General features: G+C 31.7%; 18 protein-coding genes. 1 reads left to right on the forward strand and 17 read right to left on the reverse strand.

What is annotated here, in order from left to right; translation table 11 throughout:
• Positions 1-665 precede the first annotated feature (665 nt).
• The 15 genes from GQ45_RS07825 to GQ45_RS07895 form a co-directional block, all read right to left on the reverse strand.
• The gene (locus GQ45_RS07825; protein WP_156125304.1) at positions 666-1,226 is read right to left on the reverse strand and encodes a hypothetical protein; all 561 of its coding nucleotides are present in this window, start codon (positions 1,224-1,226) and stop codon (positions 666-668) included.
• A gap of 255 nt (positions 1,227-1,481) precedes the next feature.
• Entirely contained in the window at positions 1,482-1,646 is a 165-nt protein-coding gene (locus GQ45_RS18010) for a hypothetical protein (RefSeq protein WP_156125377.1), read from the reverse strand.
• On the reverse strand, positions 1,636-2,052 hold the full coding sequence (locus GQ45_RS07830; RefSeq protein ID WP_047416504.1) for a DUF4288 domain-containing protein: 417 nt from the start codon (positions 2,050-2,052) through the stop codon (positions 1,636-1,638). Before GQ45_RS07830 ends, GQ45_RS18010 begins: the two co-directional genes overlap by 11 nt.
• 325 nt (positions 2,053-2,377) lie before the next feature.
• Positions 2,378-3,985, reverse strand: coding sequence for a class I SAM-dependent methyltransferase (locus tag GQ45_RS07835; protein WP_047416506.1), 1,608 nt, complete (start codon positions 3,983-3,985; stop codon positions 2,378-2,380).
• Positions 3,985-4,302, reverse strand: a complete 318-nt coding sequence (locus tag GQ45_RS07840) for a helix-turn-helix domain-containing protein (protein WP_047416508.1) — start codon at positions 4,300-4,302, stop codon at positions 3,985-3,987. The genes GQ45_RS07835 and GQ45_RS07840 overlap by 1 nt, the downstream gene beginning before the upstream one ends.
• 69 nt (positions 4,303-4,371) lie before the next feature.
• Positions 4,372-5,556, reverse strand: coding sequence for a phospholipase D-like domain-containing protein (locus GQ45_RS17545; RefSeq protein ID WP_052188157.1), 1,185 nt, complete (start codon positions 5,554-5,556; stop codon positions 4,372-4,374).
• On the reverse strand, positions 5,553-5,783 hold the full coding sequence (locus GQ45_RS07850) for a helix-turn-helix domain-containing protein (protein ID WP_047416509.1): 231 nt from the start codon (positions 5,781-5,783) through the stop codon (positions 5,553-5,555). Before GQ45_RS07850 ends, GQ45_RS17545 begins: the two co-directional genes overlap by 4 nt.
• Positions 5,784-6,091: 308 nt before the next feature.
• Positions 6,092-6,772 (reverse strand): hypothetical protein, encoded by a 681-nt coding sequence (locus tag GQ45_RS07855; RefSeq protein WP_052188158.1) that lies wholly within the window; start codon positions 6,770-6,772, stop codon positions 6,092-6,094.
• Positions 6,773-7,393: 621 nt separating this feature from the next.
• A complete protein-coding gene (locus GQ45_RS07860) occupies positions 7,394-7,993 on the reverse strand; it encodes a hypothetical protein (protein WP_156125379.1) in 600 nt (199 codons plus the stop codon).
• A gap of 147 nt (positions 7,994-8,140) precedes the next feature.
• Entirely contained in the window at positions 8,141-8,839 is a 699-nt protein-coding gene (locus tag GQ45_RS07865) for a hypothetical protein (RefSeq protein ID WP_047416512.1), read from the reverse strand.
• A 259-nt stretch (positions 8,840-9,098) separates the two neighbouring features.
• Complete coding sequence (locus tag GQ45_RS07875) at positions 9,099-9,455, reverse strand: type II toxin-antitoxin system HigA family antitoxin (RefSeq protein ID WP_047414143.1); 357 nt, start codon at positions 9,453-9,455, stop codon at positions 9,099-9,101.
• A 1-nt stretch (position 9,456) separates the two neighbouring features.
• On the reverse strand, positions 9,457-9,750 hold the full coding sequence (locus GQ45_RS07880) for a type II toxin-antitoxin system HigB family toxin (protein WP_047414146.1): 294 nt from the start codon (positions 9,748-9,750) through the stop codon (positions 9,457-9,459).
• Between the two features lie 753 nt (positions 9,751-10,503).
• The gene (locus GQ45_RS07885) at positions 10,504-10,836 is read right to left on the reverse strand and encodes a helix-turn-helix domain-containing protein (protein ID WP_047416515.1); all 333 of its coding nucleotides are present in this window, start codon (positions 10,834-10,836) and stop codon (positions 10,504-10,506) included.
• 11 nt (positions 10,837-10,847) lie between these two features.
• Positions 10,848-11,180: a type II toxin-antitoxin system RelE/ParE family toxin gene (locus GQ45_RS07890; RefSeq protein ID WP_047416516.1), complete on the reverse strand. Its 333-nt coding sequence runs from the start codon at positions 11,178-11,180 to the stop codon at positions 10,848-10,850.
• A gap of 772 nt (positions 11,181-11,952) precedes the next feature.
• Positions 11,953-13,131, reverse strand: coding sequence for a tyrosine-type recombinase/integrase (locus tag GQ45_RS07895; protein ID WP_047416518.1), 1,179 nt, complete (start codon positions 13,129-13,131; stop codon positions 11,953-11,955).
• An 84-nt stretch (positions 13,132-13,215) separates the two neighbouring features.
• Between GQ45_RS07895 and GQ45_RS07900 the strand changes: the two genes are divergently transcribed.
• Complete coding sequence (locus GQ45_RS07900) at positions 13,216-13,623, forward strand: hypothetical protein (protein WP_052188159.1); 408 nt, start codon at positions 13,216-13,218, stop codon at positions 13,621-13,623.
• A gap of 1,286 nt (positions 13,624-14,909) precedes the next feature.
• On the opposite strand, the gene GQ45_RS18365 is transcribed toward GQ45_RS07900, so the two are convergent.
• Positions 14,910-15,080, reverse strand: coding sequence for a DUF6747 family protein (locus tag GQ45_RS18365; protein WP_369798282.1), 171 nt, complete (start codon positions 15,078-15,080; stop codon positions 14,910-14,912).
• Between the two features lie 253 nt (positions 15,081-15,333).
• Positions 15,334-15,729, reverse strand: a complete 396-nt coding sequence (locus GQ45_RS07905) for a two-component system response regulator (RefSeq protein ID WP_047416520.1) — start codon at positions 15,727-15,729, stop codon at positions 15,334-15,336.
• Positions 15,730-16,454: the final 725 nt, after the last annotated feature.

Consider the following 16,454-nt stretch of genomic DNA (forward strand, 5'->3'; position numbering starts at 1 on the left):
GCGGCGTTTTAATGCCGTATATGTGCTGTTGTGTTTAGTATTTATTCATTAGTAAATATACATTTTTTAAATACGATGTCAGTCAGCCGCCACATTAAAAGCGCTCCATATATCTTTTGCTTTTTTTATTATGTGCTTTATCAACCCAGACTGATAAGGCATCGTCATCAAAAAACGGTCGCTATTATTTCCAAACTCCACTCACTCCAATTTTTATAATACCCTCAGGATCTGTAAATCACTTGACTATGTCAAAAATTTCCAGTACCTTCATCAAACTGATATACGTTCCCAACGTTTTGATAGTGAAACTCTCAACGATGTCAATCGAATCAGTTTGAAACGAAACTTTATTCAAAGTTCCATTCCTCAGTATTTTAAAAATTGTACTACTCTTAGCTTAATAGCGTCCGAAAAAGAGTATTTGGAACCCAAAAGGCTGATCTTATTAAATACAACGTTTGGGCTATGATTAGTGCGGGGCAGAAATCCGACGGATTTCCAACTAAGCACTAAGCAAAAGCAGTTTTTTTTGTTTTAATTTTTAGCTTTCAAAGCAAAATCAAACTGATTTTGCGCACTTTATAAATATACTCAAAGCACTGAACTAAACACCAAAGCCCGCATTAATTATAGCCGTTGTTGGGCACAGGTTTTTTATTTGTTTAGTGCAAATTCAATTGATTGTTCGCAGAGCGCTTAAATAGCATGCTCGATAAATAAAACAGAAAAGCAAAAAATCCGCTTAATAAAAAAACTCCAGGCACACTTGGTGACCATGAAATTTCTGATGGTGGCCAAATAATTATTGCTATCATTGGTACCATCATTTGAACAACAGATGCAACTAATAAAGTTTTTGACATTCCTTTGGCCTTAAATCGAGAAATCAGAGCACCTACCAGACCTACCAAAAAAACTGCACCAAACAAAAGATTGGCATCTTGGTTTTCACTGCCTATAATTCCCACAGCACCGTTCACCCAGAATAGCAAAAAGGCACCCAAAAGTCCTATTACAAAAGCCATTTTATAGGTGGTTTTTTTTGATTTTATCGAGACAATTTCATAGGCGATTCCTATTCCGATCAATACAATTCCCATTATTAAGAAATCGGTCAAGTCCCAGTTTATTTCATCAGTAAATCTCATTGCAATAAACGGAATTAGTAAAGTGCAAATCACAAAGACAATCCAACCAATAAGTCTTTTAGTATCTAAAATCATATTCTAATTTAATGATTTTAACTCATTTTTCATAAACTTTCCATTTTCAGTTTACTTGTGCCCAACGGTTTTGTATAAGATTAGTGTGGGAGGTAGACAATGATTAAATTGTCAGCCGAGCCACAAGCTTATACTTATTTTGTGTTTTTATCTTTGTCGGACTAAAAATAAATAAATAAGAATAAGCGACACAATAAAGAAACCAAAACTTTGGGTTAAACCATAAAAACCCACATTAATTTTATACGGTGTTGGCTACAGTTTTTTATTTCGTTCCGTTTTAAATTCTGTTAAATTTTCCTCAATCAATTTCTTTTCGGCAATACGTTCTCCTTTCCAGAAAAACCTTTTTCCAATTTTCCTCAAATGTTTGTGCCATTCAGAATCGGTTGTCAATTGACCTTTTCGTTTATTTCCCATTTTCAGTCAATTTTTGTTTCGGTTTTATTAATTCCATAAGTTCCTTTTTTTTATAAGGCATTCTCATAGTCCTCCGATTACTAATAAATCCGTAATCATTCCACATTAATTCTGCTCCATCTTCAATGTCCTCATAGATTGGAAGTAATTCTCCTATTCCGACAAAAATCGATTCCATTTCTTGTTGGTCAGAGTTAATGAATTTATAATTTTTCTCTTTTCCTAGTTTTACGGCTTTGTCAAATGCTTTTTCGGGTGAGTCCGCTTTAATAAGATGATGATTCCCCCAAGTTGTTACTCTCCGTAAATCTTGTTTTTCATTTCGGATAACGGGTTCGTATTTTTCGATAATCTCAACGATATACCAATTTCCATTTTCGTTCGATATTTTTTCTTGGGTTTTCATTTCTCAAATTGTAGCCAACGGTCTTGTGTATGAAACGTAGCGTATAAATAGACGCTAACTTTTCGGATTTAGCACGAGCTGAATTTTTTATTTTTATGTTTAATTTTCTTTTATAAATATAACCAAATAAAAAATTTGGCGTACTTTGTAAATATACAAAAACCTCTCGGAAAGCCTATAATAGCTATGTTTTATACACGTTGTTGTACACTGGCTTTTTCTTTCCGCAAACTTGCTAGCGTTGGCAAAGACATACTCTTTTGCAATTTTGGGCTTGTGTATTGGCTGAAGCGAATTGTAAATGTGTATGGCTTTTAGAGTTGGCTTATTTCCCTCTGTTCAATCTCCTATTTGATAGTTTTTTCCAGATACTATGAGCTAATTCAATTTCAGAGTCAGAAAGTCCGTAATTTTCTTTCAGTATTTTTTGATTCGTTATTTTTAAAATTTCCGAAATGTCTTTCTTCTCTCTTATCATTTTATCAATAAGAGGAAGTAAGTCAGAGTTATTTTCATTGTAAGGTAACAGAATTCTTTCTACTTCATTTGGCATTAATTCTAAAACACCTCCTCCGTGACTTCTTCCACAAATTTCTGTAAATGCTAATGATAAAGAATTATAATAACTAGCTGTCAAAGCCTTTAATTCAAATTTAGGTTTTATTGTAACACGATGCATTGTGTCTGTTGTAAACGCTTTAGCTTCGTTTATAATTAATTTTGGGTACTTGTTGTTTCTACGTATAAAAAGAGCTTCAGAGATTCTTTGTGATGGTACAATTTGCCATTCCTCTCTTATCCTGCATTTATATCCTTCATTAATTTTTTCGTCTTCTCCCCAATTAATGTAATCTCTTGCACCAATAGAACCATTTAAGTCTGCCATTTTTGGAAAAGATAGAAAATGCGTTCTAGCTTCTTTATCTCTATTTCTATTCCAATCTTTAGTTGTGAAGATTGCACTAGGAACTTGTACGCTTCTACCAACTAATGGTTTTGCATATTTTTCTAGATTATAGAATTGTACTGTTGAGAGTGGAACTGTAAAAAATGGATTCGAACCTGTTGTAATTCCTACTTCTACTTTTGCAAATTTCCCTAATTGATTGAATTTTTTGTCAGACTGAAGTCTCTCTAGAAAGTCAATTTCCTTTTGCTCAAGAAAGTAAAAAGTCCACTTGTTTGATTTGAAATCAATTTTCTTTTTAGGACTTTTTAATTTAGAAACATCTAAATTTTTAAGTTCTTCTGCATCTCTTAATTCTAGATGTTCAATTAAATGAGAATTAGAGTTATTTTTCTCGCAAAGTAATAAAACTACTTCTTGTTGAATATTAGGGAACACAAGTTTCTCAAAAGAAACAATGTTTATTTTGTTATAGAAATGTGCTAAAAATTCTCTCAAAGGTTGAGCGTAAGAAACTTGAAGAATTTCCGCTGGCAAAACGAAACCAATTTTACCTTCTTCTTTTAAAAGTAGAGATGAACCAACAACGAATGAAACCCAAGCGTTCGTTAATTTTGAATATTTTAAACTTGCCTTATTAAAAATATCTGCTGCATATTGTTGTTGTTCCTTATCGAAATATTGATATCTAATATATGGTGGATTTCCAATAATTAAATCAAATTTCCTCTCTGTATTAATACAATATTTATGAAAATCTTCATTAATTACAGACGATTTATTTAAACCAATAGCTTCTGATTTTTCAGCTTCAACTTCATCAAATTCAATTGCAGTAACTGAATTGTATTCGTAGTTTTCTTTTTGAATTTCTTTTAAAAAAACACCATCTCCACAACTTGGTTCTAAAATGTCTAATTCTTTATTTCCATTAAAAGCCCATTTTAAAATAAATGCTGCAATTGGTTCAGGTGTATAAAAACCACCTCTTAATTTTTCGTCTGATGCTTCTTTAATTAATTGCATTATTTGTTGGCTTTATTTTTATTGTAATAATTGATTTTCTCTTCTGCAACTTTTAAAACTTTAGTTGCTAATTCCTCTTCTAAAATTGAATATGCAACTGTATCACTTAAATGAGCTACAGTTAATAAATCTTCATCAATGCTAAATAAAATTGAAATATCCTTTATGAATTGTTTCGATGGATTTCGATTATTCTTTTCAATCTTTCCAAGCATTGAAGTATCAATTTTTAAATGTTCTGCAACTTCTCGTAATGTTAGATGATTTTCAGTGCGTAAATCTCTAATTGTTTCTCCGAATGATTTTTCTAATTGCATAATATTTTGGACAACTTCAGTCCAAATATACAAATGTCATTCGAACTAGCTATATTTTTTTTAGGTTTTTTATACAATATCAATTAAGAAGTCATTATTTACTTCATATAAGTTTAATGTCTTGCCAGAAAGACTGCTTTTTTGTAAAACAGGAATAACAGTTCGTCCCCAATGAAGCCAAGTTGGTGTATTACCTTGTCCTGCTACTCTAGAAGAATCGTGGCTTAATTTTAATGTGAATTTCCCAATTGGTTTTCCGGAAATTGAAATGTCAAATACACCAAATGTTTCCTCGTATGTTGCACTATGAGGTTTTGTTTTTACCCAATTTAGTTTATTAAATACTTGATTTCTAAAATAAGTCTTTTGGTCAATTACTGTTGTTCCTAACTTAAATCGAGCTTGTGCTAGTTTTAAATTTCCAGTAATTGCAGTTCCTGCTGGTACATCTTGAGCATCACTATTGCTTAACTTTAATTTTTTCCAAACTAAATTCTTACTTGTTGTAACAGTTGTTACTGGAACTGTTGCTGCAATTGGAACTACTGTTGCAGATTTAGATTTTTTGCTTTTACTCGGAAATATACTAGAAGGTACTTTTGGAACACTTCTTTTAGGAACTTTTGATTTATTTACCTTTTTTCCAGTAGAAGTAGAATTCCCTTTTGAGTAATTTCTTTTTCTTGTTGCTTCGTCTGGTACAATTCCATCAAGAAAAAAATTATTAATGACTTTGTTGTCTATTTTAAAAATATTTGGGTCAGTAAAATTTAAAAGAGACTTATAATATGTCTTTAATTCTGACAATAGAGCCAATCCATCTTTATCAGTTTGATTAAACTCTACAAGAAGTGAACTTTCTATATTTGTGAATAATCCAGTTCCAGTCAAGTTTGATGAACCTAGAATTATTTTTACGTCATTTGTTCCTTCGAATAAATAAAACTTTGGATGGAATATTGGGTTTTCCTTTTGATAGAAAATATAACTTTCAATATTTAAGCTTAAAATTTCTTCAAGAGCTTCTTTCGAGGTTCCGCCTTGGTCAATTCCAACAATAATGGTTAAATTTTTAAAGTTCTTTTTAGCAGAATTTATGTGACCTGATAAACCATATATTCCTGCTTCACTTGCAAAAGCAGAAAAACCAGTAAATGAGTTGAACTTTTTTTCTTTTAAATATTTAACTAATAAATTCCCAACAGCATTTTTTGATGTAGGTTCTATTCCTTGTCCTAAAAACGAAATTTTCATTGATGTATTTTATTTAATTTTTCAAAAATTAATTTCATAGATACATCAAGTCCTTTTGACAATTTCTCAATATTTTCAAGAGTAATATTTTTTTCTCCTCTTTCAATCATTCCAATATATGTTCGATGAAGATTGGATTGAAATCCTAATTCTTCTTGAGAAAGTTTTTTTTCTTTTCGAAGTTCTCTAATAATTTTACCGAAATTCTGTGATAATTCTGCGTTCATTGAGTATACTATAGTTAGCACAAAGTAAGTTTATACTTTTGTTCTTACTACATACTAAAGTTAGCATTTCAGCGTTGGGAAATTTTAGCTCTTTTGGTTTTTAGAGCGTTGGAATTATGTGGTGGGAAAAACCGAAAGTGCTAAAATATGCGGCTGCTTTCAGCTTGTGTACAACGGTTTGGCTATGGTTTCGTTGTGGAATTGTCCGCGAGGACCATTCCGCGATAACCAAGCGATGATTGAAAGATAGGAATTTTCAGTGGAAAATTCCGCCACAATGAATTATAGCCGTTGTTGTAGCCAGTTTTTTAATTAAACTTCCACCATTTTGGTTTTTTAGATTTTTTCCATTTTTTAAATCTTTTTTCAAAAACAGGTAAAAGTTTCTCGTAGTTTGCCCAATTATCTTGAACGTGATACAAAGTTGGCAAATCGGCAAGTAATATTTCAGAATAATCCTTTAAAAATTTGCCTTTTTCATAATAATTATAAGTGAATTCATTACCTAATTCCATTAAATCATCGTCCATTAATACTCCATCAAGATTCCGCTCAAAGAATTCAGCTCCTGTTGTTTCTCTTTTTCTGACTTTCTCAATTTCCGAATTTAAGAATTTGTCACCGTTCGTATCATACAGCCCTTTTTCAATAATCCAAGTTAGATAAAATCCAGTATGAACATATCCTTGAAAAATATCAAGTTCATCAGGAAACTCTCCTCTAAAATGCCACTTTGCTTTGTCAAAAACTCCATTAAAATCGTTCGGTCTTTGTTTTGACCTTACTTCAATATATTTTTTTTCAATAAATTCTTGTTTTATTTTATTCGCCTCAAGAATGGCATTTTCCTTTGTTCCACAATGCTTTCCCCAGGAAGGTCCGCCAGTTTTTTTTACTTTCCCTTGTCGAACATTCATAATTTCCTTATCAATTACAATTTCGACAAAATCTGTTGTTACTCTATTTTTCTTTTCTAGACGAATTCTCATTTCTCAAATTGGCTACAACGTATGCAGATATGCGGCGTTTTAATGCCGTATATGTGCTGTTGTGTTTAGTATTTATTCATTAGTAAATATACATTTTTTAAATACGATGTCAGTCAGCCGCCACATTAAAAGCGCTCCATATATCTTTTGCTTTTTTTATTATGTGCTTTATCAACCCAGACTGATAAGGCATCGTCATCAAAAAACGGTCGCTATTATTTCCAAACTCCACTCACTCCAATTTTTATAATACCCTCAGGATCTGTAAATCACTTGACTATGTCAAAAATTTCCAGTACCTTCATCAAACTGATATACGTTCCCAACGTTTTGATAGTGAAACTCTCAACGATGTCAATCGAATCAGTTTGAAACGAAACTTTATTCAAAGTTCCATTCCTCAGTATTTTAAAAATTGTACTACTCTTAGCTTAATAGCGTCCGAAAAAGAGTATTTGGAACCCAAAAGGCTGATCTTATTAAATACAACGTGTTTGTATATGGTTTGTTGCGTGGTTTAGCACGTAATTTAGCAAATAAAAACCGAATAGAAAATCCGAGAGGATTTTCGTAAGTAGGCTAGCTCTAGCAATAAATTATATACGGTGTTAGCATACGTATTTATTCAATTTTTTGATATTCTTCTCCGTTTTCGAAAATCAGATTATTAGTGTTTAATTCACGAATTGGTTCAAAATTTTGTCCAGCCATTCCAATAAAAAGAATTCCGAACTTTTTCTTATAAAAAATTAATTCAGGAATTGGTTGGCAACTAGTAATTTCAATAATGTCACTTTTTAGATATTTTTTTTCACTTGTGTAAAATCCATTTCCGTTTTTAAATTCATAAGTCGTTTCTGAATAATAATCCGCTTTTTTTCTTTTTCCGTTTGCTATTTCAAAAACGATTCCATTTTCCACGATAACTGTCGTCTTTTTGTTATTGCTAAAACTCACATATAACGTATCGCTCAAAATTCCGCCTTTTCTTTTTCCAAGATATTTCCACTTTCCACTTATTCTTTCTCCAATGTTCTGTATTGTGTCAGAATATTGAACTTGAAGTTTTGAGTCAAGTTTTATTTCTCCAAAATCTTGTGAATAAGATTGGATGAAAAATGAAGTGAATAATATTATCAAAAGTGTGTTTCTCATATGTATGCTAACGGTTGGGCTATGAACAGTACGGGAGCAAACTAGCGTTTGCTTTCCGCCACGCACATAGCGAAATCTTTTTGTTTTGTTTTTTCTTTTCCTTGTTTAAAGCAAAATCCTAAAGATTTTGCGGACTTCATAAATATACACAAACCTTTCGATTAAGCTCTAAGCCCGTATTGTTTATAGGTTGTGTTAGCAACAGGCTTTTTTTTAGGAGGATAAATATTCAATATTCCCAAAATTTTCATTTAACTCTCGAGCTTTTTCCAATTCAAGATATTCTAATTTATAATCGAAAATGAATTTCCTTCCATAAACATCTATAATCTTGAGTTTGATATCAGTTGATTTGTCGTCATTTTGTAAAGGACTAAAATTTCCCCAAGCTTTAACTTGTTCAAAATATGCCGTCCCTGTGATTGATTCACCAATACGTAAATAATCATTTGCGTTGTCAGTCGGAAAATTTTTGATTCTTAAAGATTGATAAATCAAGTCAGAGTCATTTTTCATTTTTGTTTTAAAAGGCGTAAATGAATGCCATTGAGCTAGCCAGATAAACTTTCTTCTTTCAAACAGACTAAATTTCTTATTCTTTTTATATCCGATGTAAATTTTATCTATTGCAGTTGGCATATTACCTACATTAGAAATTGAAGCATATATTACAAAGCCTGTTTTGTGAACATCATATATTTCTCCTTCTTTAGGTTCGTGTTTTTCATCTACATAGAAAGTACTGTAAAAACATACTTTAGAAATGAAGCGAACTTTTAGCTTAGGTTTTTTGATTAACGAGTTAAAAAGTCCGCTCAACCAACCAAATAGAATAGTTGCTGCAAATAATACTAGCGAAAGAAATCCACTATTTTCATTTGTCCAATCAATAATTTGATTAATGTATTCCAATATTCAGTTCTGAATTTATTTAAATATGATTTTTTTTAGCTTGTTGCTAACGTTGCGGCTATGGCAAGTAGGGCAGGTAATAAGTACTTATCTTTCCGCCAAGCCCGTAGCCAAAGCTTTTGCATTTTGTTTTTATTTTATCTATTCTAAAAGCCAAATCAAAAGATTTGGTGGACTTCGCGAACAGGTCCAAGCCAATGAATTCGAAGCTTACCGCCCTATTTGCTATAGGTATTGTTAGGCACAGGCTTTTTTTTCTTTAATAGTCTTGTATCAAAACTTCCGTTGGAATATGCAATGTCGTATTAATTTTTCTTATCATGTCCAAAGTCAGTTTGCGCTTTTTGCTCAAAATTTCGCTTACCCTGCTTTTAAATCCCACGACCTCTGCTAAGTCCTTTTGTTTCATTCCCATTTGTTCCATTCGGAATTTGATGGCCTCAATAGGATCTGGCATTCCTATGGGGAAGTTTTCATTTTCGTATCGGTCGATTAAAATCGATAGAATTTCGAGTTCGTCTCCATTTTCGCTGCCTTTTGTGGCATCGAAAATTAGTTCGAGTCGCTTTATTGCGCTCTGATAGTCTTTTTCGTTTCTAATAGGTGCTATTTTCATCTTAAATTTCGTTTGCGTTTATTTTGTCATATTCGGCATGCGTTCCAACAAAGCGAATCCAACAGATTTGATACTCGAAATTAAATTTTACGATTAAACGGTATCGGTTGCCTTTTATGTTGAAAACAATTCGATTGTCCTTTAATATGCTTGCGCTCGGATACTCGATTTTCAGCTCATTCAAGTTTTTAAATTCAGATTTTTCAGTTTCCCTGTACCAGGCGGTCAATTGTTGTTCACTATCCGCATGCTTTGTCCAGAAATCCCTTAAAGTCCGTTTCGCTATTACTCTCAAATCATGTAATTTATAACAAAAGTACAAAAAAAGTTACCATAACGGTAACTTAATTGATTTTTTTTTAGCTTGTGCCTAACGTATGCAGATATGCGGCGTTTTAATGCCGTATATGTGCTGTTGTGTTTAGTATTTATTCATTAGTAAATATACATTTTTTAAATACGATGTCAGTCAGCCGCCACATTAAAAGCGCTCCATATATCTTTTGCTTTTTTTATTATGTGCTTTATCAACCCAGACTGATAAGGCATCGTCATCAAAAAACGGTCGCTATTATTTCCAAACTCCACTCACTCCAATTTTTATAATACCCTCAGGATCTGTAAATCACTTGACTATGTCAAAAATTTCCAGTACCTTCATCAAACTGATATACGTTCCCAACGTTTTGATAGTGAAACTCTCAACGATGTCAATCGAATCAGTTTGAAACGAAACTTTATTCAAAGTTCCATTCCTCAGTATTTTAAAAATTGTACTACTCTTAGCTTAATAGCGTCCGAAAAAGAGTATTTGGAACCCAAAAGGCTGATCTTATTAAATACAACGTTGCGGCTATGGCACGTAGGGCAGGTGATAAGCACTTATCTTTCCGCCAAGCGCGTAGCCAAAGCTTTTGCATTTTGTTTTTATTTTATCTACTCTAAAAGCCAAATCAAAAGATTTGGGGGACATCGTAAACAAGACCAAGCCAATAGATTCAGCACTTAGCGCTCTATTTGCTATAGCCATTGTTATCTTTAGTGCTTTTTACGCAACCTTGAATTCCGAGTCATTCATTTGTACACTGAACTTTATATTTGCCTTTAGTGCGTTAAACACTTTTAAAATAGTTTCAATCGTTACGTTTTTTGCGCTTCGCTCCAGTTTAGAAATCTGTGACTTTTGAACTCCAATCAATTCACCAAGTTGTTCTTGGGTCAATTTCCGTTCTTTTCGCACAGACTTAATCATTTCGCCCAAAACCTCCATTCGCAAATCGAATTCATACTTGTCCCTATCCGCCGTTCCGATTTTTCCAATGTCCTTGTCCTTCATTTGTTCAAGGGTCATCATTTTCATCTTTTTATTCTTTGTTGCCATAACTTTATTTTTTATTGCTCGAAATATTCCGTCCGAATCTGCTTTGCTTTTTCGATTTCAGCTTTAGGAACCTTGTCCGTTTTTTTGACCATTCCATGCGTAGAAATCACAAGCGTTTCGGTTTTTCCAGTCCTGTCCCAAAATGCGAAAAGTCGGTATTGAAGTCCTCCATATTTTGTTCTAAACTCCCAAATGTCGTCCGTTAGTTTTTTGAACAATTTCGGGTCAAGTCCAAATGTGGCCTTGTCTAGATTATAGTAAATCTTCGCTTTTGCTTTCTTGTCGACCTTTGACATAAAATCAATAGCCTGTTCAAGAAAAACGACTTCAAATCTTTTCTCCATTCTGTTTATGTGCCCATTTATAAGACAAATATAAATAAAAAAGTTGAATTATATGGAAACTTTTATATTTTTGGTCAGCATTAAAGATAACGTATGCAGATATGCGGCGTTTTAATGCCGTATATGTGCTGTTGTGTTTAGTATTTATTCATTAGTAAATATACATTTTTTAAATACGATGTCAGTCAGCCGCCACATTAAAAGCGCTCCATATATCTTTTGCTTTTTTTATTATGTGCTTTATCAACCCAGACTGATAAGGCATCGTCATCAAAAAACGGTCGCTATTATTTCCAAACTCCACTCACTCCAATTTTTATAATACCCTCAGGATCTGTAAATCACTTGACTATGTCAAAAATTTCCAGTACCTTCATCAAACTGATATACGTTCCCAACGTTTTGATAGTGAAACTCTCAACGATGTCAATCGAATCAGTTTGAAACGAAACTTTATTCAAAGTTCCATTCCTCAGTATTTTAAAAATTGTACTACTCTTAGCTTAATAGCGTCCGAAAAAGAGTATTTGGAACCCAAAAGGCTGATCTTATTAAATACAACTAGTTATATCTCTATATAATATTCTGTTTATAGGTTTATGTTTCGGGATAAACGTAATAACCGTTAATGTTTAGAGATTATTGTATTTCAAAATTTAGCCTAAATATATGTTTTTAATTTATTATTTCAAATTCACTAGTTTAGCACAGATATAATTCTCTTAAAAATATTTTATCCTAAGTTTATATGAGGTAGATTTAATTGGAATATTTATAAATGGTGCTGTGAAAGTCTATTTTCATTTTCAATATTCTCAGCCTTAGTAATTTTTTTAATCGCTATGTCCAATGGACTTTCAATTCGCAATAAATCCTTTTTAGAAACATGGGTGTAAATCATTGTAGTTTCTGGTTTTGAATGCCCTAATAACTCCTGAATATATCGTAAATCTATACCGTTTTCTAATAAATGTGTGGCATAACTATGCCTGAGTGTGTGAGGAGTTACACTTTTAGTGATCTTCGCAATTTTACAGGAACGCTTTAAAAATGCTCTTACACTTTCTGCACTGTATTTTTCTGACGGCTTGCCCTCAGTAAAATACAAGTTTGGTTTATAAGTGTCTAGATAATTTAAAATTAAAGGGATGCAACTTTGAGCCAATATAACATTTCTGTCCTTTCTACCCTTACTGTCCTTTACCATAATTTGCCTTCTTTGAATATCAATATGATTCAATTTCAAATTCAAAAGTTCACTTATCCGTAATCCAGCTGAGTAAATCATAGCTATGATTGCACGATGTTTTAAGTTTTTTGTGCATCTAAGTATGGAAATAATCTCTTCGTTTGAAAGTATGGTAGGTAATAACCGTGATTTCTTGGGTCTATGAAGTATTAGATTATCTATTCTGATAACAGGATAAAAAACAACAAATAATTTTAGAGCGCTTATAAATTGCCTATGTGTACTTATACTATAATTCCGAGGTATAAATACCTTTTCTATAAACAATTCAACATCTCTATTGGAAAGTCTCTCTAAAGGTATAAGATTAACAAAATCAAAGAAATCAGCAATAAAAGTAAAGTAGGTTTTAATTGTGCTTTCGCTATAACGTTTTCCCCTCAAATAAGATACATACCCCCTAATAATTTCTTTATTCTCCTCTGATATAACCCGATTAATTTTTTTAACTGGTTGTTTAGAAGTTTGGTAAATAGATTGATCAATATTTATAATTGTGATAGCACCAAAAATTTGGTGTATTAAATCTACATTAGAATTAGAAAAAGGTAGATACCAACAGCGCTTTGAAACATTCCATCTAAACCTTTTTGTTTCTTTTATAACTGAAATTAAATCCTCATTATATTTAAAGGAAATAAAAATGAGGTCTTGATTTTTCAAGCCCTCTCTTTTAATGCTGATAACTGGTAAACCGCTCATGCCATAAAATTGACTAAAAAAATTAGTATATTTAGTTTTATAAGCGTCTATATACGTATATAAACGATTAAAAAACTATGATAAATGCGATATTGTCAAGCCTGTAATAAGGAATTAAAAGGTCGGTCAGATAAAAAGTTTTGCGACACGCAATGTAGAAGTACTTTTCACAATACGAATAAAGCACCCCATGAACTCGAAATTCAAACTATAAATAGTCTATTACGAAGTAATCGAAGTTTAATGGCTCATTTTTGTCCTAGTGGTAAAAGCACAGTAGATAAAGAAGTGTTGACTAAACTAGGATTCAAATTTGATTTATTCACCCACATTTTCCCATTTAGTACAGGTACTTATTTTTTTTGTTACGATTATGGCTATTTACCTATTTTAGATAAGGGTGTAAAAAAAGTTGTTATAGTTCAAAAACAAGCGTATATGCAAAATTTAAATTTCTGCCCTTGGAGTTTTAAACTTATCAAGAATCAATAGAATTTATAGTCTAAGCATATAAAGATCCATGATTTTGGTTCTATCAAATTATTTTAATTTAAGAATTCGACATTGATAACTTTTAAAGTTTTCCCAAAAGAAAAGATGTTTGGGCTTATTCATAATTTAGTATAACAAGAACAACATACTAACTAAAAAGATATATTAAGGAAAAAGCAAGAGGGTAACACGCTAAAGCGATGTTACGTTTTTTAATTTCCTGTTTTTCAGTAGTTTCACCCCTATAAATAAATTGAATACCAACCATATTTCACGGAAAAATGCTCGTAAGCCAATAAAATCAATCTATTTTTCCGTAAAAAGCTAGGCTGTTAATAAAGTTTGTTGAGTTTTAGGCTCTTTTGAAGATTAAGAAGTATTTAAGCAGATTTAAAAATCCGTTTTTTACTAATAAATACGCCTAGCCCAGTAAAATCAATCAATTTTTTACTAAAAAATTAAGTTTACACTCTTAATTTTCCAAAACGCTTCATAGTGCTAGCTCGGTAGATATTCTAAATTTAATGCTTTTATCACAGTATTTAATCGTTTGTCTATAGGAGTTTTTCTATAGCCTCCCAGCTTATCAATTGGGGATTAGATGTTGGCCTCTCATTTTTGTTGGCTTCCCTAAAAAACATGACAGCCATTAATTCTAATTTACGAATTTAAAATTTAGTTTAGTGCTCACCCCTATTTACTTACACTTCGTTTCAGCAAAATAAGGGTTCGTAAAAAGGTCTTGAACACAAGTCAAAAAGTAATTTGAGTTTAAATATTTTTTTTGGGAAATTTCTTTTTGACTTACGTTCGCTTAACCACCTTTTTAGTGGTAGATCTCGATGCTAACTTCAAAGAGGTTTGATTTATAATTAATTGGATGCCTTCCCTTTTTGATTATAAACGTATAGGATTTTAAATTAGCGGGCGCATAAAACGTTACACTATTTATAGCCCTTTCCTAATTCTAAATCCTTTATAGATAATCTATATCAAAAAGGGAATGCGATAGGCTCTGAAAGAAGTAAATGGAATCAAAACCCTTAAGCTTTTCAGTTTATCTTTTAGGATGCTTTCAATGAAGCTTAAAAAAGGGTGATGCTCTGGATAAAAAAAGTAAACCCCAAACTCTTAACTTAATTTACATGCGGTCTGATACGTTTGGAATATTTTTTAATCTAAACCGATAGTCATTAAAATTATGGTTATCAGCATGGAAAGAATAAACATACTACCTATTATAATTAACGCTCTATCCTCGTTACTTTCATTATTCATTTCTAATACTAGACAAAGGCGAAGCCCGTTAATAACCTATATAAAAATCCATAAAGAACAACTAGAAAAATACCCAAGGTGAACCAAGTAAGAACCTTTAAGGAGTGTTTAACTATATAACTGCCAAGATTTTTAAATCCTTCATAGTAAATTTCTTTAATAAGTAAAAGCGTCTTCATGTTTGCTGCATATATTTTCAGCAAATTTCTATTTATTATTTAAGCTTAGCTCAATGTTTCGACCAAAATTGGTAATCTTTGGTTAAGCAACATTGTCATTACCATTTAAAGAAAAAAATGGTCGTTCAAGGAGTCTATTTTCCACTTAAATTTCAATAATAGGGGAAATTGATGAGACAAAATTAGAATTTCTCAATTGAAAAACTTCAATTTGATATGATAACTAATGGAGACTAGCTAACAATATTCAAGTTTAAAAACTTGTTTTATTCTTCGTTACTATTTTGTTTGTTACCTCAATACTTAAAGGCTTGCTTATAAAGTCTATAACAAACTGTGGAAAAGTCTTAGCTAGGAATTTGTCTTCATTAGAAATAGAGGACGTAACGATAGCTACATCAATAGTGGTTGGTAAATTCTCAAGCACCATAAATTCTAAGAATTCGAAACCAGTCATCTCTGGCATATTGATATCTAACAAGACCAGTATAGACTCTGATTTGTTTTCATTAAAACGTAAATGATCTAAAGCTTCCTCTGGATTAGTAAAGCTAATTACCCTATCCCCTAGCCCCATTCTATTGAGTATCATGCGATGCATCATAATGAGTATATCCTCGTCATCAATAACATAAATTTTTGAGTACATAGTTGGTTGGTTTTAGATTCCTTGACAAAATATATTTTTTTTCAATATTTGGATTAAAATTGTTGTGAACATATGATAATTGTATGTCAAATCTTACAAAAATAAAATTACTACTAATTTTTAAGAAGAACCTTAAAGGTTAAGTATTTAAAGAATAAAGCCAATTATTACCTTAGAGTCTTTAAGTATGGCGTTTTTTAATTCAAAATTCAATCTCATACCTATCTTTATATGTAGGGTGATTTATCAATAACAAATTGATCTATGGCAATTTTTTGTTTCTCCTCTAATTAGTAACATAGATTAGTATTTTAATGAATGTGTTGGGATGTTTTAAGAAATTGATTTCCACTTAAATTAAGTGCTGATGAAGAAAAAAAGAATTTACAATTGTTTTTTTTAATGAGCTCTAAAGGACTATCTATAGAATATTGATGTACAGACAGGATAGATGATATAAACGCTTATACCTTGGCCTTATTCGAGCCATCTATTGATTTTTTTGCTTACCTTTAAAAAGGCCTAGCTACCTGGGAAGAACGGACCTAGAAACGAAACTTCTTTTTCTGTTGCTCTTCTCGAAAGTACTTAAGTTTTGTCGGCGTATTTTTGAAAAGATGTTTAGACTTTTTTACACTGTGATGCTATTGTTGATTTCTTATCCATATCTTATCATCTAACACCAATTTGTATCAACCTAATTTTTTGATGACAAAATGATGACA

Source organism: Cellulophaga sp. Hel_I_12, from assembly GCF_000799565.1.
Lineage (GTDB): Bacteria > Bacteroidota > Bacteroidia > Flavobacteriales > Flavobacteriaceae > Cellulophaga.